19 protein-coding genes are annotated in these 17,332 nt (G+C 64.7%); 14 read left to right on the top strand and 5 right to left on the bottom strand.

What is annotated here, in order from left to right:
- The first annotated feature begins 23 nt into the window (after nt 1–23).
- The 4 genes from LB532_RS02925 (at nt 24) to LB532_RS02910 (ending at nt 3,530) form a co-directional block, all read left to right on the top strand.
- On the top strand, nt 24–824 hold the full coding sequence (locus LB532_RS02925; RefSeq protein ID WP_140639490.1) for a ParA family protein: 801 nt from the start codon (nt 24–26) through the stop codon (nt 822–824).
- A gap of 57 nt (nt 825–881) precedes the next feature.
- Entirely contained in the window at nt 882–1,766 is an 885-nt protein-coding gene (locus tag LB532_RS02920; protein WP_140639491.1) for a ParB/RepB/Spo0J family partition protein, read from the top strand.
- Nucleotides 1,767–2,080: 314 nt separating this feature from the next.
- Nucleotides 2,081–2,707: a DUF1326 domain-containing protein gene (locus LB532_RS02915; protein ID WP_140639492.1), complete on the top strand. Its 627-nt coding sequence runs from the start codon at nt 2,081–2,083 to the stop codon at nt 2,705–2,707.
- 34 nt (nt 2,708–2,741) lie between these two features.
- Nucleotides 2,742–3,530, top strand: coding sequence for a DUF2182 domain-containing protein (locus LB532_RS02910; RefSeq protein ID WP_140639493.1), 789 nt, complete (start codon nt 2,742–2,744; stop codon nt 3,528–3,530).
- 33 nt (nt 3,531–3,563) lie between these two features.
- On the opposite strand, the gene holA is transcribed toward LB532_RS02910, so the two are convergent.
- Nucleotides 3,564–4,607: a DNA polymerase III subunit delta gene (gene holA, locus LB532_RS02905; protein ID WP_140639494.1), complete on the bottom strand. Its 1,044-nt coding sequence runs from the start codon at nt 4,605–4,607 to the stop codon at nt 3,564–3,566.
- A 414-nt stretch (nt 4,608–5,021) separates the two neighbouring features.
- Here holA and LB532_RS02900 point away from each other — a divergent pair, with 414 nt between their 5' ends.
- From LB532_RS02900 to lpdA, 4 genes are all read left to right on the top strand, one after another.
- Nucleotides 5,022–6,254, top strand: coding sequence for a 3-methyl-2-oxobutanoate dehydrogenase (2-methylpropanoyl-transferring) subunit alpha (locus tag LB532_RS02900; protein ID WP_140639495.1), 1,233 nt, complete (start codon nt 5,022–5,024; stop codon nt 6,252–6,254).
- Between the two features lie 3 nt (nt 6,255–6,257).
- Nucleotides 6,258–7,271, top strand: a complete 1,014-nt coding sequence (locus LB532_RS02895) for an alpha-ketoacid dehydrogenase subunit beta (RefSeq protein WP_140639496.1) — start codon at nt 6,258–6,260, stop codon at nt 7,269–7,271.
- A gap of 16 nt (nt 7,272–7,287) precedes the next feature.
- Nucleotides 7,288–8,607 (top strand): dihydrolipoamide acetyltransferase family protein, encoded by a 1,320-nt coding sequence (locus LB532_RS02890; RefSeq protein ID WP_140639497.1) that lies wholly within the window; start codon nt 7,288–7,290, stop codon nt 8,605–8,607.
- A 297-nt stretch (nt 8,608–8,904) separates the two neighbouring features.
- A complete protein-coding gene (lpdA, locus tag LB532_RS02885; protein WP_140639498.1) occupies nt 8,905–10,302 on the top strand; it encodes a dihydrolipoyl dehydrogenase in 1,398 nt (465 codons plus the stop codon).
- Between the two features lie 230 nt (nt 10,303–10,532).
- Here the strand turns inward: lpdA and LB532_RS02880 are convergent, their stop codons facing one another.
- Together LB532_RS02880 and leuD are read right to left on the bottom strand one after the other, a co-directional pair.
- Nucleotides 10,533–11,456 carry a hypothetical protein gene (locus LB532_RS02880; protein WP_140639499.1) on the bottom strand — a complete coding sequence of 308 codons (924 nt, stop codon included), beginning with the start codon at nt 11,454–11,456 and terminating at the stop codon, nt 10,533–10,535.
- Nucleotides 11,457–11,525: 69 nt separating this feature from the next.
- The gene (leuD, locus tag LB532_RS02875) at nt 11,526–12,131 is read right to left on the bottom strand and encodes a 3-isopropylmalate dehydratase small subunit (RefSeq protein ID WP_140639500.1); all 606 of its coding nucleotides are present in this window, start codon (nt 12,129–12,131) and stop codon (nt 11,526–11,528) included.
- Between the two features lie 153 nt (nt 12,132–12,284).
- Here leuD and LB532_RS02870 point away from each other — a divergent pair, with 153 nt between their 5' ends.
- The 4 genes from LB532_RS02870 to LB532_RS02855 all read left to right on the top strand — a co-directional run bounded on the left by LB532_RS02870 (nt 12,285) and on the right by LB532_RS02855 (nt 14,098).
- Nucleotides 12,285–12,704: a GNAT family N-acetyltransferase gene (locus LB532_RS02870; RefSeq protein ID WP_140639501.1), complete on the top strand. Its 420-nt coding sequence runs from the start codon at nt 12,285–12,287 to the stop codon at nt 12,702–12,704.
- Between the two features lie 91 nt (nt 12,705–12,795).
- Nucleotides 12,796–13,110, top strand: a complete 315-nt coding sequence (locus tag LB532_RS02865; RefSeq protein WP_181169354.1) for an ArsR/SmtB family transcription factor — start codon at nt 12,796–12,798, stop codon at nt 13,108–13,110.
- On the top strand, nt 13,107–13,553 hold the full coding sequence (locus tag LB532_RS02860; RefSeq protein WP_140639503.1) for an SRPBCC family protein: 447 nt from the start codon (nt 13,107–13,109) through the stop codon (nt 13,551–13,553). Before LB532_RS02865 ends, LB532_RS02860 begins: the two co-directional genes overlap by 4 nt.
- A gap of 41 nt (nt 13,554–13,594) precedes the next feature.
- Nucleotides 13,595–14,098: an SRPBCC domain-containing protein gene (locus tag LB532_RS02855; protein ID WP_140639504.1), complete on the top strand. Its 504-nt coding sequence runs from the start codon at nt 13,595–13,597 to the stop codon at nt 14,096–14,098.
- Between the two features lie 61 nt (nt 14,099–14,159).
- Here LB532_RS02855 and LB532_RS02850 read toward each other — a convergent pair whose 3' ends face one another.
- A complete protein-coding gene (locus LB532_RS02850) occupies nt 14,160–15,326 on the bottom strand; it encodes an NAD(P)/FAD-dependent oxidoreductase (protein ID WP_140639505.1) in 1,167 nt (388 codons plus the stop codon).
- Between the two features lie 213 nt (nt 15,327–15,539).
- Between LB532_RS02850 and LB532_RS02840 the strand changes: the two genes are divergently transcribed.
- Together LB532_RS02840 and LB532_RS02835 are read left to right on the top strand one after the other, a co-directional pair.
- On the top strand, nt 15,540–16,436 hold the full coding sequence (locus LB532_RS02840) for an HpcH/HpaI aldolase/citrate lyase family protein (protein WP_140639506.1): 897 nt from the start codon (nt 15,540–15,542) through the stop codon (nt 16,434–16,436).
- Nucleotides 16,437–16,491: 55 nt separating this feature from the next.
- Nucleotides 16,492–16,698 carry a DUF1737 domain-containing protein gene (locus tag LB532_RS02835; RefSeq protein WP_140493464.1) on the top strand — a complete coding sequence of 69 codons (207 nt, stop codon included), beginning with the start codon at nt 16,492–16,494 and terminating at the stop codon, nt 16,696–16,698.
- Nucleotides 16,699–16,717: 19 nt separating this feature from the next.
- Here the strand turns inward: LB532_RS02835 and LB532_RS02830 are convergent, their stop codons facing one another.
- On the bottom strand, nt 16,718–17,140 hold the full coding sequence (locus tag LB532_RS02830) for a metallopeptidase family protein (RefSeq protein WP_140491980.1): 423 nt from the start codon (nt 17,138–17,140) through the stop codon (nt 16,718–16,720).
- Between the last annotated feature and the right edge of the window lie 192 nt (nt 17,141–17,332).

Genomic DNA, 17,332 nt, shown 5'->3' with positions numbered 1-17,332 from the left:
AAATGAATTCCTGGCATAGACCCATGATGAAGAACGGCCCCCGAATCATCACCGTAGCCAATCAGAAGGGCGGTGTCGGCAAGACCACCACTGCCATCAACCTGGCCACCGCGCTGGCGGCGATCGGCGAGAAGGTGCTGATCGTCGACCTCGATCCGCAAGGCAATGCCAGCACCGGCCTCGGCATCGACCGCAAGGACCGCACGGTGTCGTCCTATGACGTGCTGACCGGCGAGCTGGAGCTGGAGGAGGCGGCGATCCCTACGGCGGTGCCCGGCCTGTCGATCGTTCCGTCGACGCTCGACCTGCTCGGCATCGAGATGGAGATCGCCTCGGCGCCGGACCGGGTGCTGCGGCTGCGCAACGCCCTGCGCGCCGCATCTGGGCGTTCGGCCGGGTTTGGCTATGTGCTGATCGACTGTCCGCCGTCGCTCAATCTCTTGACCTTGAATTCGATGGCGGCGGCCGATTCCGTTCTGGTGCCGCTGCAATGCGAGTTCTTCGCGCTGGAAGGTCTCAGCCAGCTGCTCGAAACCGTCGAGCAGGTGCGCCGCTCGATCAACCCGGATCTCACCATCCAGGGCATCGTTCTGACCATGTATGACGGCCGCAACAACCTCGCCAACCAGGTGGTGCAGGACGTGCGCGAGCATATGGGGGACAAGGTCTATGAGACCATCATTCCGCGCAATGTGCGGGTGTCGGAAGCGCCGTCCTACGGCAAACCGGCGATCCTCTACGACCTCAAATGCTCCGGCAGCCAGGCTTATCTGCAGCTTGCCTCGGAAGTGATCCGCCGCGAGCGTAAATTACGCGCCGCTTAACAAGCGGCCGCGCATGGGGCAAAAGCCGATTCGACACCGAAACAATCTGGAACCGAAATGAGCGAAGACCTTTCGAGAAAAAGACTGGGCCGCGGGCTGGCGGCGCTGATCGGCGAGATCGACCGTCCGAGCGCGCCGGAGAAGCCTGGCATGAGTGCCGACGGCAAGGTGCCGATCGAGTTCCTGACGCCCAATCCGAAAAACCCGCGCCGGCATTTCGGCGACGCCGAGCTGACCGACCTGGCGCAATCGATCCGCGAGCATGGCGTGGTGCAGCCGGTGGTGGCGCGGCCTTCGCCGGCACAGGCCGGGCGCTACGAGATCATCGCCGGCGAGCGGCGCTGGCGTGCCGCGCAACGCGCCGGATTGACCGAGATCCCGGTCATCGTGCGCGAGGTCAACGACCGCACGGCGCTGGAACTGGCAATCATCGAGAACGTCCAGCGCGCCGACCTCAACCCGGTCGAGGAAGCGCTCGGCTATCAGCAGCTCATCGATGATCACGGCTACACCCAGGCCGATCTCGGCCAGGTCATCGGCAAAAGCCGCAGCCATGTCGCCAACACGCTGCGGCTGTTGAAGCTGCCCGACGTGATCCGCGACATGCTGGTCGACGGAGTCTTGTCGGCGGGCCATGCCCGCACGCTGGTGACGGCGGAGGACCCGGCGGGGCTTGCCAAGCGCATCGTCGAGGAAGGCTTCTCGGTGCGCCAGGCCGAAGCGCTGGCGCAGATGCCGGCCGGGACGCCGGCCAAGCCGAAGCAGGCGAAAAGCGCGCCGGAAAAAGACGCCGACACGCTGGCGCTGGAAAAGCTGATGACCGGCACGCTCGGCATGATCGTGACCATCGACCACACGAACAAAGGCGGCGAGATTCGCGTGGCGTACCGGACGCTGGAGCAGCTTGACGAGCTGTGTCGGAGATTGAAACAAGAGCGGTAGTTAGCCGGCGAACTTTAACAAAGCGGAAGCTACAACGCAGGAAAAACGAGGGCTTGGCTGTCCGCCAACCCTTTCGTTTGAGCGTCGGCGATCGGCGAAAAAGCCGCGCCATCAGTATCTGTCGCCAGCCGCGCTCGCGGCTTGACAGTGCCCGGCAACGGCGTAACCTCTATTAGACAAGGCTTAAATGAATTGCCCTGGCGTGCCGATCAGTCGCGGCGAGGGCTATCTGCCATTCCTCCAACAGGCGTGAAATGGCACCGCCTCGCCAAAGCGACATGCCGACGCGCGCCTGACGCAAATGGGAGGTGCAAATGGCAGTCCGCTGGCAATTGTCCGGAAGTTACTTCGAAAACTGTAGCTGCGATGTCGTGTGTCCTTGCCTGCTGTCCACCAACGCGCAGCTGACATCAAGGCCGACGAAAGGTTTTTGCGACGTCGGTCTGGTTTTTCATATCGATACGGGCAGTTACGGCGACGTTCGGTTGGATGGGCTGAGCGTCGCCATGGTTGCCCACACGCCGGGTCCGATGGCAGACGGCAATTGGACGGCCGCCGCCTATATCGACGAACGGGCCGATGACAGGCAGACAGAGGCGCTAGGCGCCATCTTCACTGGCGTCGCGGGCGGCCCCATGGCGGTGCTGGCACCCATGATCGGCACGAATCTCGGCGCCAAGAAGGTGCCGATAAGCTACCGGATAGACGGCAACAAGCGGTCGGCGGAGATTGCCGGCGTCATGCGGATGGCGGTCGAGCCGCTGCCGACGATGCGCGAGGACGGGCAGATGTGGGCGGCCACCGGCCATCCCGTCAATCCCGACTGGCTCGCCTTGGCGATGGGGGCGGAAGGCAGCACATTCAGCGACCATGGCATGAGCTGGGACAATTCCCGTCGAAACGGACATTACGCACCAATCAATTGGTCTGGCCAGCAGTAGCCGTTGGCCGCAGAGTACGGGACGTACTTCGTCCATGGTGCAGACGTTGCAGCGATACATCATTCTCGCGCTGCTGATCGCTATCGCGGCGGCGGCGTGGACCTTGCTTATCTGGCAGCAGACGGGCATGGACGCGGACATGCGCATGGAAATGTACTCACTCACCATGGGCATGAAGGCGCCGCTGTTTCTTGCCGTCTGGATGATCATGATGATTGCCATGATGTTTCCGACGGCCGCGCCCATGATCCTGACATTTCACCGGGTCCAGGCCGGCAAACGGGGCCGGGGCGAGACCTTTGTCTCGAGCTGGGTGTTCGTGGCCGGGTACATGCTGGTCTGGGGCGTGATGGGCGTTATCGCTTTTGCCGGCGCGGCGGGTGCGGAGATGCTTGCCGGGCATGTGGGATTGTCCACGGCGACGGCCGCGCGTATCGGCGGCGCGCTGCTGATGCTTGGGGGCGCCTATCAACTTTCCCCACTGAAGGATCTGTGTCTGGCCAAATGCCGCACGCCGATCGGCTTCATCCTGACCTCATGGCGCGATGGTTACTGGGGCGCGGTTCGCATGGGCCTGGAGCATGGACTTTTCTGCCTGGGCTGCTGCTGGCTTTTGTTTCTCGCCCTCTTTCCTCTCGGGATCATGAACGTTGCGGCAATGGCCGTGGTCACCTTGCTTATATTCGCGGAAAAGATCCTGCCGTCTGGAGATGGGATCGCGAAGCTGTCGGGTATCGCTCTGCTGCTCTACGGCGCTGCGGTGCTGGTCTTTCCACAGGCGCTGCCGACCTTTGAGCCGGTGGGCGCCATGACAATGAATTGACCAACGGAGGCAGGCGCCCGGCGCCGAAAGGGCCTAACGCTGCGCCAGCCTCGCGCTTTCCACCGCGATGCCGAGCAGCGCCTGCCTAGCCAGCGCCACCGACAGGTCCGGCCTTCGCCGTGTCTGCAGCACGGCGGTCTGCAGCCGGGTCAGCGCGCGGCCGAGCGCCTCGACGCTCCAGCGTTCCAGCGCCTTCTCCACCAGCTTGCGGCGCGAGAAGAAAACCGGCGGGCGCGCCGCCGCCACCACCGACGCGGCATTGCGGCCGCCGGCCTCCATCTGGCCGCGCATGGACTGCATCGCCTGAAACTGCCGCATCGCCGAGGACAGCACCAGGAAGGGCTGGCCGCCTGCCTGGCAATGGCGGGTGAAGGCGGTGTCGAACTCGCCGACCTTGCCTTCGAGAAGCGCGTCGACGGCATCATCGAAGGACGCGCCGGACACGTCGCCGGACATCGCCCTGACGTCGTCGAGGCCGATTTCCTTCTGGCCATGGACATAGAGCAGCAGCTTGTCGATCTCGCCGCGCGAGGCCAGCCGGTCGCCGCCGAGATTGCGGCGCAGCGCCTGTCTTGCCTCAAGCGTCATCGTCGCGCCGATCTTGCGCAGCTCGTCGTCGATGACGGCATCGATGTCCCTGGCCTCGTCGGCATAGCAGGGCAGCGCCATGGCGTTGTCGGCCGCCTCGACGACGGCGCGCAGCCCGACGCCCTTCTTCAGATCGCCGGCCTCGATGAGGATGATCGCGTCCCGCACGGGCTCCGCCGTCAGCGCCTTGACGTCGTCGGCAAGCGCCTTCTGGCCGCCGGCATTGCGCACCCACAGCAGGCGCCGGTCGGAAAACATCGGCACGGTGCGCGCCTCGTCGAGCAGGCGGCCCTCGTCGCGCTCGACTTCGGAGCCGTCGAGCCTGACCACCGAGAAAGGGTCGTCGAGCGGCAGGCCGGTCGCGGCCGCAAAAGCCTTGGCGCGCTCCGAGACGAGGCCGCGATCGGGACCATAGAGCAGCACGATCGCCATGCGCGGATCGGGCTTCGCGAGCCAGGAATCCACCTCGTATGCTTTCTTCTGTGCCATCGAGGGTGGTTAGCATGATGTTGGGGCGGAGTGAACGTTTTCCAGTTCAACTCCGAAGGACTGCTTCGAGGGAAGATCGCCCCCCACTCCGTCGCCTTCGCTCGACACCTCGCCCCCGATCGACGGGGGAGAGGAAGGGCGCCAGGTTTGGCGAACCCGCGCTTTTCCTCTCCGAGAACCCAAGTCTTGCCACCCAATTCTCTCATCTGGCGGCAAACCTGCTGCGATCTTGCGCCAAGTTGCGCGCCGCACCGCAACATCGACAAGAAATTTCGCGGACATACTTTATCCTGGTGCGGGGGGGCTGCATCGGCCGGCGTGGTCGGCGCGATGCGCGGAGGCTTGCCCGACGAATTGGCACTGGTGGGGCGATATGCGAATATCCACATCAGGCAACATTGGAGGACAGAGGTCATGGCCGATGCTGGGATGTTGCGCTTCCATGTTCCGGAGCCCGAGGTACGGCCGGGCGGCACGCCTGATTTCTCCAACGTGACCATCGCCGCTGCCGGCTCGGTGCCGCGCCCCGAAATCGATGTCGATCCGCGCACCATCCGCGACATGGCTTTTTCGATCATCCGCGTGCTGAACCGCAACGGCGAAGCCGTCGGGCCGTGGGCGGGGCTGCTTTCCGACGAGGAACTGCTCGAAGGCCTGCGCCACATGATGACGCTGAGGACCTTCGACGCGCGCATGCAGATGGCGCAGCGGCAGGGCAAGACCTCCTTCTACATGCAGCATCTGGGCGAAGAGGCGGTGAGCTGCGCCTTCCGCAAGGCGCTCGCCCCCGGCGACATGAATTTTCCGACCTATCGGCAGGCCGGGCTGCTCATCGCCGATGGCTACCCGATGGTCACGATGATGAACCAGATCTATTCCAACGAGGCCGACCCGCTGAAAGGCCGGCAGCTGCCGATCATGTACTCCTCGAAGGAGCACGGCTTCTTCTCGATCTCGGGCAATCTGGCGACGCAGTATATCCAGGCGGTCGGCTGGGCGATGGCCTCGGCCATCTCGAACGATTCGCGTATCGCGGCGGCCTGGATCGGCGACGGCTCGACCGCGGAATCCGACTTCCATTCGGCGCTGGTGTTCGCCTCCACCTACAAGGCGCCGGTGGTGCTCAACGTCGTCAACAACCAGTGGGCGATCTCGACCTTTCAAGGCATAGCGCGCGGCGGTTCGGGCACTTTCGCGGCTCGGGGCCTCGGCTTCGGCATCCCGGCGCTGCGCGTCGACGGCAACGACTATCTGGCCGTCCACGCCGTGGCGAAATGGGCGGCGGAGCGGGCGCGGCAGAATCTCGGGCCGACTCTGGTCGAATATGTCACCTACCGCGCCGGCGCGCATTCGAGCTCCGACGATCCCTCGGCCTACCGGCCGAAGACCGAATCCGACGCCTGGCCGCTCGGCGACCCGGTGGTTCGGCTGAAGAACCATCTCATCCGGCTCGGCGTCTGGTCGGAGGAGCGGCACAAGCAGGCCGAAGCGGAAATCCTCGACACGGTGATCGCGGCGCAGAAGGAGGCCGAAAGCCACGGCACGCTGCACGCCGGCGGCAAGCCGTCGACGCGCGACATGTTCGAGGGCCTCTATGCCGAGATGCCGCCGCATCTGCGGCGCCAGCGCCAGCAGGCGGGGGTCTGAGCCATGCCGAGGCGGACCATGATCGAGGCCATTCGCGACGCGATGGACGTGTCGATGGGGCGCGACGCCAAAGTCGTCGTGTTCGGCGAGGATGTCGGCTTTTTCGGCGGCGTGTTCCGCTGCACGCAAGGCCTGCAGGCGAAATACGGCAAGAGCCGCTGCTTCGACGCGCCGATCAACGAATCCGGCATTGTGGGCTCGGCCATCGGCATGGCCGCCTACGGGCTGAAGCCCTGCGTGGAAATCCAGTTTGCCGACTACATGTATCCGGCCTACGACCAGCTGACCCAGGAAGCCGCGAGGCTGCGCTACCGCTCCAACGGCGATTTCACCTGCCCTATAGTCGTGCGCATGCCGACCGGCGGCGGCATTTTCGGCGGCCAGACCCACAGCCAAAGCCCGGAAGCGCTGTTCACCCATGTGTCGGGGCTGAAGACCGTCGTGCCCTCGAACCCGCATGACGCCAAGGGGCTGCTGATCGCCGCTATCGAAGATCCCGACCCGGTCATCTTCCTTGAGCCGAAGCGGCTCTACAACGGCCCTTTCGACGGCCATCACGACCGGCCGGTGACGCCGTGGTCGAAGCATGAGCTGGGCGAGGTCGCCGACGGCCACTACACCGTGCCGCTCGGCAAGGCGGCGATCCGCCGGGCCGGCTCCGCCGTCACGGTGCTCGCCTACGGCACCATGGTCTATGTCGCGCAGGCGGCGGCCGAGGAGACCGGCATCGACGCCGAGATCATCGATCTCAGGACGCTGTTGCCGCTCGACCTCGACACCATCGTGGCCTCGGTGAAGAAGACCGGGCGCTGCGTCGTGGTGCACGAGGCGACGCTGACCTCCGGCTTCGGCGCGGAGCTGGTCGCGCTGGTGCAGGAAAACTGCTTCTACCATCTGGAGGCGCCGGTGGCCCGCGTCGCCGGCTGGGACACGCCCTATCCGCATGCGCAGGAATGGGACTATTTCCCCGGACCGGCCCGCGTCGGCCGGGCGCTTATGGAAACATTGGAAGCCTAGAACGGGGAGGCCAGACATGGGCGAACACATCATCAAGCTGCCCGATGTCGGCGAGGGCGTCGCCGAGGCGGAACTCGTCGAATGGCATGTCAAGGTCGGCGACATCGTGCGCGAGGACATGATGCTTGCCGCCGTGATGACCGACAAGGCGACGGTCGAGATCCCTTCCCCCGTCGATGGCGAGATCCTGTGGCTGGGTGCCGAGATCGGCGACACGGTGGCGATCGGCTCGCCCATCGTGCGGCTGAAGGTGGCCGGGGAGGGCAATGCGACGACGCAAAGCGGCGAGGCCCTGGCTGCCGAACCTCCAGCGAAGTTACCGACCCCGAAGCCCGAGACCGCCGTCCCGCCCGCAAAGCCTTCGCTAAAGGCCGGCGAGCCGGACGTGAAACCCGCTCCGGCAATCTCGAAAAACATCAGACAGCCTTCCGTCTCCGGCGCTCCTCGCCCGGAGGGTGAAAGGCCGCTGGCGTCGCCGGCCGTGCGGCTGCGTGCGAAGGAAGCGGGCATCGACCTCCGGCAGGTCCAGGGAAGCGGCCCGGCCGGCCGCATCGGCCATGAGGATATCGAGGCGTTCCTGGCGCGCGGGCCGCAAATGGCCAAGGTATCCGGCCTCGCCCGCAACGATGCCGTCGAGGACATCAAGGTGGTGGGCTTGCGGCGCAAGATCGCCGAGAAGATGGCGCTGGCCAAATCGCGCATCCCGCACATCACCTATGTCGAGGAGATCGACGTCACCGCGCTGGAGGAGTTGCGCGCCGCGCTCAACAAGGAGAAGCGGGCGGCCAAGGGAGCTGAAAGGCCCAAGCTGACGCTGCTGCCGTTCCTGATGCGCGCGATGGTCAGGGCGATCGCGGACCAGCCCAGCCTCAATGCGCTGTTCGACGACGAGGCCGGCATCATCCACCAGCATGGCGGCATCCATATCGGCATCGCCGCGCAGACGCCGTCGGGACTGGTGGTGCCGGTCGTCAAGCACGCCGAAGCGCTGGACATCTGGGAATGCGGCGCCGAGGTCGTCAGGCTGGCCGAGGCGGCGAAATCGGGAACCGCGACACGCGACGAGCTCTCCGGCTCGACCATTACCATCACCTCGCTCGGCGCGATGGGCGGCGTGGCGACTACGCCGGTCATCAACCACCCGGAAGTGGCGATCCTCGGCGTCAACAAGATGATGGTGCGGCCGGTATGGGACGGCACCCAGTTCATCCCGCGCAAGATGATGAACCTGTCGTCGAGCTTCGACCATCGCGTCATCGACGGCTGGGACGCGGCGGTGTTCATCCAGCGCATCAAGACGCTCCTGGAAACGCCGGCGCTGATTTTCGTGGAATAATAGTATGGATACGGAAGTCGCCTCCTCGCCTTCGTCATCCTCGGGCTTGACCCGAGGATCCATGCCGCGACCCATGCCGAATGGCGCCGCCGAGCAGAAGTTCGCACCGGTGCGGCGCCTCGACATCACGGCATGGATCCCAGGGTCTCCGCGACGGAGCTTCGCTCCTGCTTCGCCCTGGGATGACGAACTCCGCGCGGCCCTAGCCAATCGCCAAGGTCTGCCCTTGAATTCCCGACATTCGTCGCCGTGGACCGCCTGCCCGCCAGAATCCCCGTGCTCAGCAACGAGGACCACATGAAAGAAATCTCCTGCAAGCTGCTCGTCATCGGCGCCGGGCCGGGCGGCTATATCTCAGCCATCCGGGCCGGGCAGCTCGGCGTCGACACCGTCATCGTCGAGGCTGGCAAGCCGGGCGGCACCTGCCTCAATGTCGGCTGCATTCCCTCCAAGGCGCTGATCCATGCAGCGGAGGAGTTCGAGAAGGTCGCGCAGATGGCGGGCGGCAAGAATCCGCTCGGCATTTCGTTGGCCGCTCCGGCGCTGGATCTGGGCAAGACGGTGGCCTGGAAGGACGGCATCGTTAGCCGGCTGAACAGCGGCGTCGCCGGCCTGCTCAAGAAGGCCGGGGTGAAGACCGTGCACGGCTGGGCGACGTTCCGAGACGGCAAGACGGTCGCGGTCGAGACCGAGACCGGAAGCCAGGTGATCCGCGCCGAAAAGGTGGTGATCGCCACCGGCTCGGCGCCGGTCGAGTTGCCGTTCCTGCCGTTCGGCGGGCCGGTGATCTCGTCGACGGAAGCGCTGGCGCTGAAAGAAGTGCCGCAGCGGCTGGCGGTGGTCGGCGGCGGCTATATCGGCCTGGAGCTCGGCACGGCCTTCGCCAAGCTGGGCGCGGCGGTGACCGTGGTCGAGGCCTTGCCGCGCGTGCTGGCGCAGTATGACGCCGAACTGACGCGGCCGGTGGTCAAGCGGCTGGCGGCACTCGGCATCGAAATAATGCCAGGCGCCAAGGCCAAGGGCCTGTCGACGAAAGGCGATGCGCTGCTTGTCGAGACCCCGGATGGCAAGGATGCGAGGATCGCCGTCGACAAGATCCTGGTCACGGTCGGCCGCAAGCCGGTGACGGAAGGGTGGGGGCTCGACCAGATCGACCTCGACATGTCGGGGCGATTCATCCGCATCGACGAGCAGTGCCGGACTTCCATGCGTGGCATCTTTGCCATTGGCGACGTCACCGGCGAGCCGATGCTGGCGCACCGGGCGATGGCGCAAGGCGAGATGGTCGCCGAAATCGTCGCCGGCCATAAGCGGAGCTGGGACAAGCGGGCTATCCCCGCTGTCTGCTTCACCGATCCGGAGCTGGTCACCGTCGGCCTGTCGCCCGAAGAGGCCAAGGCGCTCGGCGGCGAAATCAAGATCGGGATGTTTCCCTTCGCCGCCAATGGCCGCGCGATGACCAGGCTTGGCGAGGATGGCTTTGTCCGCGTCGTCGCCCGCGCGGACAATCATCTGGTGCTGGGCATCCAGGCGGTCGGCCAAAGCGTGTCGGAACTGTCGACGGCCTTCGGCCTGGCGCTCGAAATGGGCGCGCGGCTGGAGGACATCGCCGGCACCATCCATGCCCATCCGACACAGGGCGAAGGCTTCCAGGAAGCGGCCCTGAAGGCGCTGGGACACGCGCTGCATATTTAGAAGAGGATGGAGCCGCCCTTTTCTTCGTCATCCTAGGGCGGAGCTGAAGCGAAGCGGAAGCGCAGACCCTAGGATCCATGCCGTTCCTTCCGAGAGCGACTACGGTGCGGAATAGTCTTCTACCCTGCCAAAAGGACCCTTCTGACCGCTACGCACCTCGGCTGAGGTCACGGCATGGATCCTCGGGTCAAGCCCGAGGATGACGAAGGCGAGGTGGCGACCTGAGAGAGTTAATTCGCCGCGCTCATCGCCTTGTCGAGCGCTTGCTTCACGTCGGCCGGCCAGTCCTTTGCCGGCGGCCATGCATCCGGCTGGCCGTTCTCGCCGCGGCGAGCGAAATAGAGCTTGTGCTGGCCCGGGTCGACCGCCATGAAGCCGTCATTGCCGCCGCAATCGTGCGGCACGCAGCCGCTGGCGTAGAAGGCGCCGGACGCGGTCTTTTCAGTGCCGCCGCCGACCAGCAGGCTGGTCGCCATGTCGGGCATGTCCCTGCCGAGCAGCGCCTCGGCCGCCTTGTAGACGGCCTCATTGTGGAAGGCATCGATGATGTTGTCGTATTTCGACGGATCAATGTCCTTCCAGTCGGTGCCGGGTTCGGGCATGTAGGTCAAATTGCCGGAGATCGTCAGCCCCGATGTCGGCGACCACTGCAATGCCGGTTTCGAATCGCCGGGCAGGAGATAAGGCACGAAATAGATGGCGCTGTCGGAGACGGCCGTGGGCGGCGCGCCGCACTCGTCCTGCTCGACGGTGGTGCTCTGGATCTCCGCGCCTTCCGGTTTCCAGACGATCACCGTCGCCGGCCCGCACTGATTGCCGCCGTCGCCGACGTCGAACAGCGCCACCTTGACGCCGCCGACCTCGACGATCTTGTCGAAGAAGACGTCGTAATTGCTGGCCAGCTGCTTGCCGTCATAGGCAAGCACCTTCTCGCCATACTGTTCCTGCTGGGTGATGGTGAACTGGCCGCCCTCGAACGGGACCGGCGCCTGTTTGTCGTCGTCGGAAACGTCGGCGGCTCCCTGGTCTGTGGCCGGCGTCTCGCTTGCCGCCGGTGGCTGCGCCTCTGGCGTCTCGGCCTGCGCATGCGCGCCGGCCATCGTCGCCACGGTCATGGCCAGGGCGCAGGCGCTGGCAAGAAGCGGGCGTGTCATGACTGTTCCTCCTTCAGCCGCCGCAAACCCGGCCAGCGACGGCCGGGCCGATGTCGTCAGCCGCGCCACTCAGGCCCAGGGGCGCAGCTCGGCGTTCTTCTTCTCGAACGAAGCGATGGCGCCGGCCTTCTCCATGGTCAGGCCGATATCGTCGAGGCCGTTCAGCAGGCAATGGCGCTTGAAGTCATCGAGGTCAAACTTGACCACGCCGCCGTCGGGCCCGCGAATCTCCTTGGCCTCGAGGTCGATCGACAAGGTGGCGTTGGAGCCGCGCGAAGCGTCGTCCATCAGCTTGTCGAGATCCTCGGGGCTGACGGTTATGGGCAGCACGCCGTTCTTGAAGCAGTTGTTGTAGAAGATGTCGGCGAAAGAGGTCGAGATGACACAGCGTATGCCGAAATCGAGCAGCGCCCACGGCGCGTGCTCGCGCGAGGAGCCGCAGCCGAAATTGTCGCCGGCGACAAGGATCTGCGCCTTGCGGTAGGCCGGCTTGTTGAGCACGAAATCCGGATTCTCCGAACCGTCGTCCCTGTAGCGCATCTCGGCGAACAGGCCGCTGCCGAGCCCGGTGCGCTTGATCGTCTTGAGATAATCCTTGGGGATGATCATGTCGGTGTCGACATTGACGATCGGCATGGGCGCGGCGACGCCGGTGAGCTTGGTGAATTTTTCCATGGTCTTTGCCCGTCTTCCTGGCATTGCGGGGGATTGCTGGCGCCCGGTTTACACAAAGCCGGCGACAAATAAAAGGCAGGTGTTCGCGCGCGTCGGCACGGGTGCCGCACAAACGGCTTCGAATTCGCGGCCCGATGGTGCAGTCTGGCTGTGATGGCTGAAAAAATCCTCTATGCCCGCGAACCCGCGCTCGACGTCGCCGAATTCCGCCGCGTGCTGGTGGACTCCGGCCTTGGCGAGATCCGTCCCGTCGATGATGCCGACAGGCTGCGGGCGATGCTGTCGGGCGCCAATCTGGTGCTGACCGCGCGGCTGGATATCGAAGGCAAGCCGCTGGTCGGCGTCATCAGGGCCGTGACGGACTTCTCCTGGGTCTGCTACATCTCCGATCTCGCCGTTTCCGGATCGGCGCAGGGGCTCGGCATCGGCAAGGGACTGATGGACGAGGCGCGGCGGCAGCTCGGCCCGTCCGTCGCCATCAGCCTGGTTTCCGTGCCCGACGCCGTCGGCTTCTACGAACGCATCGGCATGATGCGCATGGCCGACGCCTTCTGGTTCTCCCGCACGCGCTGACATTTTTTTCCTGTGGCCGGATCCAGCAGCCGTTGGCATGACATGTCGCGCTTGACACGCAACCAAATGGTTGCATATTAAAGCCATGAGCATGGACGCCGTCTTTCGCGCTTTGGCCGACCCGACCCGCCGGCAATTGCTGGACAGCCTTCATGACAGGAACGGGCAGACGCTGAACGGGCTGTGCGCTGAGATGGATATGACGCGCCAGGCGGTGACCAAGCACCTGGCGATCCTAGAGGAGGCAAACCTCGTCACCACAATCCGCAAGGGGCGCGAGAAGGAGCACTACCTCAACCCGGTTCCGATCAACGAGATCGCCGAGCGCTGGATCGGCAAATTCGAGCGGGGGCGGCTCTCTGCCCTCAGCGATCTGAAGAGACGCCTCGAAAGGGAAGATCGATGAGCAATGCCTTCGTTTATGTGACCTACATCCGCACCACGCCCGAGAAGCTTTGGGAAGCGCTGACCGATCCGGAATTTCACGAGCAATATTTTCTCGGCGCCCGCATGCAGAGCGACTGGAGAAAGGGCTCGGCGTGGAAGATGGTCTATGCCGACGGTCGGGTGACCGATAGCGGCGAGATCCTCGAGATCGATCCGCCAAGGCGCCTGGTGATCAAATGGCGCAATGAGTTCATGCCGGACGTGAAGGCCGATGGCTACACCACCTGCACCTTTGTCATCGAGCAGGAGGGCGACATGATGAAGCTAGCCATCACCCACGCGGCCGACGGCCCGCACAAGCTGCTGGAGCATGTCGGCAAGGGCTGGCCGCTCGTCCTGTCGAGCCTGAAAAGCCTGCTCGAAACCGGGCGGGGCCTATCGCGGCCGGCGTCGAAAGGCTGAAAAAATCGTTTCCGAGCCGAAATAATCCTCCGGAGGCATCGATGTTGCTTGTCCCAATGCCAACGTCAACCGTGCAGAGCATGACCAATGGCGAGACCGTGATGGCCCAGGCCGAGATCGGCGCGCCGGCCGAGCGCGTTTTCCGCGCGCTGATCACCGACGAGGTCGAACAATGGTGGGGATCCGCCGACACCTGTCGGATGGTAAAATGGTCGGCAGACCTTCGCGCCGGCGGCCGATGGACTGTCACGGTCCGTGGAGCCGACGGCAGCGAGCTGCCGGCCAACGGGGAATTCCTCGATATCGAGGTGCCGCGCCGGATCGTGCAGACAAGGGCCTATGCCTGGGATCATCCGACGCTTGGCCGCCGGCAAACGACGGTCGCCTGGCTGCTGGAACCAACCGCCGCGGGCACGCGCCTCACCATCTGCCATGGCGGCTTTGCCGGACTGAGCGAAGCGGCAGCCGAACATGCCGAGGGCTGGGGACGCGTGCTGAGCTGGCTACAGGCGTATTTGGGTGCGGGAAGCCGAGTGGCGGGTTAGCCGACTGGTGGCGGTGCAGACCCCCCTTGATGTCAGCGTCAAAGAGGACCCTAAACTCGCCTCAAATCACATTCAATTCGCGGAACGCCCGCCCCTCGGCCACGCGTTCGTAGCCAAAGGGCGAGCAATCGACCGTGCGGTAGCCGCCATGGACGATCAGCTCGGCCAGCGCCTTGCCGACGGCGGGCGCCTGCTGCAGGCCGTGGCCGGAAAAGCCGTTGGCGAAGAGGAAATTGCCGACTTCGGGATGCGGGCCGATCACCGCGTTCTGGTCGAGCGTGTTGTAGTCGTAATGACCGGCCCAGGCGCGCGTCGGCTTGATTGCCTCGAAGGCCGGGATGCGGGTCGCCAGCACCGGCCAGATCACCTCTTCGAACAGCGGCCAGTCGACGTCGAAATCGGCGGCATCGGCCGGGCCGTCGCCCTCTTCCGGCTCGGCGCCGCCGGTGAGATAGACCGAGCCTTCCGGCCTGACATAGATGCCGGAGGGATCGACCAGCAGCGGCATGTCGGAATATTTCTCACGCGCCTCGAAGACGAACACGTTGCGCTTGCGCGGCTCGACCGGCAGCGCCAGCCCGGCGAGTGCGGCGACCTTACCGGCATTCGGCCCTGCGGCATTGATGAGGATGCCCGCCTCGAGCCGTTCGCCATTGTCGAGGCTGACGCCGGTAACGCGGGCACCCTGCCGCTCGATGCCGGTGACCGAAGCGTTGATGAAGTCGATCTTCTTCTCCCGCAACGCCTTGCGGAACAGCGTCAGCATGGCATGCGCGTCGAACCAGCCCTCGCCGCTGCGGCCATAGGCGCCGGCGGTGATGCCCTCGGCCGACAGCCAAGGGAAACGGCGCACGAGCTGTTCGGCGTCCTCCAGCAAAATGTCGGCGCCTTCGGCAAGCTGTGCCTCGTGGTTGGCCCTGAGGATCGGCAGCCCGGCCTCGCCGGCGAGAATAAGATAGCCGCCCTCGCGAAAACCGATGTCGGCGTCGGCGCCGAATTCTTCCTTCAGCCGACGGAACAGTTTCAGCGTGAATTGCGACAGGCGGATGTTTTCCGGAATCGAGAATTGCTGGCGGATCGAGGCCATGGATAGCGTCGTCGCCGCATGGGAAAATTGCGGGTCGCGCTCGACCAGCGCGATCCTGCCGGAAAAGCCCTCCTCGCGCAGATAATAGGCGATCGAGGAGCCGACGATGGCTCCGCCGATGATGACAATGTCGTAGCGCACTTTTTTCTCCGATCGCTGCCGGCGTCCTTACGCGACCGGCAAAACAATCTCGAAGCGCGTGCCGCGCTCGGAGTCAACCGGCCTGATCGTGCCATCCTGCGCTTTCAGGAGGGCCAGCACGATGCCGAGCCCCATGTCGGTAGCGCCGGTAGAGCGCCGCGCGATGCCGCCTGCTCCCTTGCCTCAACCCGCGGCAGGCGGCATAGATTTGGCATGACGACCGATCCCTACCGCCCGCGCCGCTCGGTGCTCTATGTCCCCGCCTCGAACGACAAGGCGCTGGCCAAGATGGCGCAGCTTGTCTGCGACACCGTCATCATCGACCTGGAGGATGCCGTCGCCCCGGCCGACAAGGCCGTGGCGCGCGAAAGACTGGCCGGCATCTTCAGCAGTCGTCCTGATACCAACCATAGTGGCCGGCGCTGCGAGATGGTGGTGCGCATCAATGCGCTCTCGAGTGAATGGGGTGGCGCCGACCTGCTGGCGGCGGCCAAGGCGGAGCCGGACGGCATCCTGCTGGCCAAGGTCGACACGCCCCGCGACGTGCTCGAGGCCGGTGACGTGCTCGACGACAATTCCGTTCCCGACAGCGTGAAACTATGGGCGATGATCGAGACACCCAAGGCCGTGCTCAATGTCGGCGCCATCGCCGAACTTGGCCGCGATCCTGCCTCACGGCTTGATTGTTTCGTTGCCGGAACGAATGACCTGACCAAGGACACCGGCATTCTGGCGACGCCGGACCGGCGTTATCTCCTGCCGTGGCTGATGCAGATGGTGCTGGCGGCGCGTGCCGGCGACCTCGATATCGTCGACGGGGTCTTCAACGATTTTCGCGCGCTCGATGCTTTCAGCCGCGAATGCACGGAAGCGGCCGCCATGGGCTTCGACGGCAAGACGCTCATCCATCCCGCCCAGATCGAGGCGGCGAACCGCGCCTTTGCGCCATCGGCGGAGGCGGTGGCCAAGGCCCGCGCAGTGAAGCAGGCCTTTGCGCTTCCGGAAAACACCGGCAAGAACGTGATTGCGCTGGAGGGAAGGATGGTCGAACGGCTGCACCTTGCGCAGGCCGAAAAACTGCTGGCGAAGACGGCGGCCGTCGGCGCATGATGTGCCGTGTTGGATTGCCGATCGCGGGCGATGGACTGACGACAGGAATTGAATGATGAAACTCTACCGCTTTCTCACCGCTCCGGACGACGCCAGCTTCTGTCACAAGGTGACGGCGGCGCTGAACAAGGGCTGGCACCTGTTCGGCTCGCCCACCTACGCCTACGACAAGAAGACCAAGACCATGCGCTGCGGCCAGGCCGTGGTGAAGGATGTCGAGGGCCAGGAATACGGGCCGGACACCAAGCTCAGCGACTGGTAGGCGAAAGCGCTGAAGGGGCCTACTCGGCTGCCTCTTCGATCTTCTCCATATCGTCGTCCGACAGGCCAAAATGGTGGCCGATCTCGTGGATGAGCACATGGGTGACGATGTCGCCCAAGGTCTCCTCGTTCTCGGCCCAGTAGTCGAGGATGGCGCGGCGGTAGAGCGTGATGCGGTTCGGGCCTTCGCCGGTCTGCGGGTTCCAGCGCTCGGCAATGCCGCGTCCCTCGAACAGGCCGAGCAGGTCGAAGGGGGTTTCCAGCGACAGGTCGTCCATGATCTCGTCGGTGGGGAATTCGGCGATCTGGATGACGATCTCGCCGGTCAGCTTGCGAAAATCCTCGGGCAGATGGGCGTAGGCCTCTAGCGCCAGGAACTCTATCTCGTCCATCGACGGCGAAAGCTGGTCGTGCCAAATGCGGGTCTTGTAGATGCGGGCCATGCTTTGTCCTTTGATCCCGGCATATAGGCTTTCGCGCCACAATCGGCAAATGACGCGGCGGCCAACCCCGGGGAATTGCTTACGGCGCCGGGGAGCCGTTTCGCATGGCTTGCGGCGCTGACCGGCTTTGCCGACCCGCGTTGAACCTTCTTATTGAAGAGGAATAAATTCCCCATGAGTCTGCTTGACTCT

This window comes from Mesorhizobium sp. ESP-6-2, from assembly GCF_020164675.1.
In the GTDB taxonomy this organism is placed as follows: Bacteria; Pseudomonadota; Alphaproteobacteria; order Rhizobiales; family Rhizobiaceae; genus Mesorhizobium.
This window is presented reverse-complemented; position numbering and strand designations above follow the sequence as displayed.

Excerpts from the sequence above, each read along its gene's own strand:
- LB532_RS02925 (WP_140639490.1), top strand. The coding sequence starts at position 24 with ATGATGAAGAACGGCCCCCGAATCATCACCGTAGCCAATCAGAAGGGC.
- LB532_RS02920 (WP_140639491.1), top strand. The coding sequence starts at position 882 with ATGAGCGAAGACCTTTCGAGAAAAAGACTGGGCCGCGGGCTGGCGGCG.
- LB532_RS02915 (WP_140639492.1), top strand. The coding sequence starts at position 2,081 with ATGGCAGTCCGCTGGCAATTGTCCGGAAGTTACTTCGAAAACTGTAGC.
- LB532_RS02910 (WP_140639493.1), top strand. The coding sequence starts at position 2,742 with ATGGTGCAGACGTTGCAGCGATACATCATTCTCGCGCTGCTGATCGCT.
- holA (WP_140639494.1), bottom strand. The coding sequence starts at position 4,607 with ATGGCACAGAAGAAAGCATACGAGGTGGATTCCTGGCTCGCGAAGCCC.
- LB532_RS02900 (WP_140639495.1), top strand. The coding sequence starts at position 5,022 with ATGGCCGATGCTGGGATGTTGCGCTTCCATGTTCCGGAGCCCGAGGTA.
- LB532_RS02895 (WP_140639496.1), top strand. The coding sequence starts at position 6,258 with ATGCCGAGGCGGACCATGATCGAGGCCATTCGCGACGCGATGGACGTG.
- LB532_RS02890 (WP_140639497.1), top strand. The coding sequence starts at position 7,288 with ATGGGCGAACACATCATCAAGCTGCCCGATGTCGGCGAGGGCGTCGCC.
- lpdA (WP_140639498.1), top strand. The coding sequence starts at position 8,905 with ATGAAAGAAATCTCCTGCAAGCTGCTCGTCATCGGCGCCGGGCCGGGC.
- LB532_RS02880 (WP_140639499.1), bottom strand. The coding sequence starts at position 11,456 with ATGACACGCCCGCTTCTTGCCAGCGCCTGCGCCCTGGCCATGACCGTG.
- leuD (WP_140639500.1), bottom strand. The coding sequence starts at position 12,131 with ATGGAAAAATTCACCAAGCTCACCGGCGTCGCCGCGCCCATGCCGATC.
- LB532_RS02870 (WP_140639501.1), top strand. The coding sequence starts at position 12,285 with ATGGCTGAAAAAATCCTCTATGCCCGCGAACCCGCGCTCGACGTCGCC.
- LB532_RS02865 (WP_181169354.1), top strand. The coding sequence starts at position 12,796 with ATGGACGCCGTCTTTCGCGCTTTGGCCGACCCGACCCGCCGGCAATTG.
- LB532_RS02860 (WP_140639503.1), top strand. The coding sequence starts at position 13,107 with ATGAGCAATGCCTTCGTTTATGTGACCTACATCCGCACCACGCCCGAG.
- LB532_RS02855 (WP_140639504.1), top strand. The coding sequence starts at position 13,595 with ATGTTGCTTGTCCCAATGCCAACGTCAACCGTGCAGAGCATGACCAAT.
- LB532_RS02840 (WP_140639506.1), top strand. The coding sequence starts at position 15,540 with ATGACGACCGATCCCTACCGCCCGCGCCGCTCGGTGCTCTATGTCCCC.
- LB532_RS02835 (WP_140493464.1), top strand. The coding sequence starts at position 16,492 with ATGAAACTCTACCGCTTTCTCACCGCTCCGGACGACGCCAGCTTCTGT.
- LB532_RS02830 (WP_140491980.1), bottom strand. The coding sequence starts at position 17,140 with ATGGCCCGCATCTACAAGACCCGCATTTGGCACGACCAGCTTTCGCCG.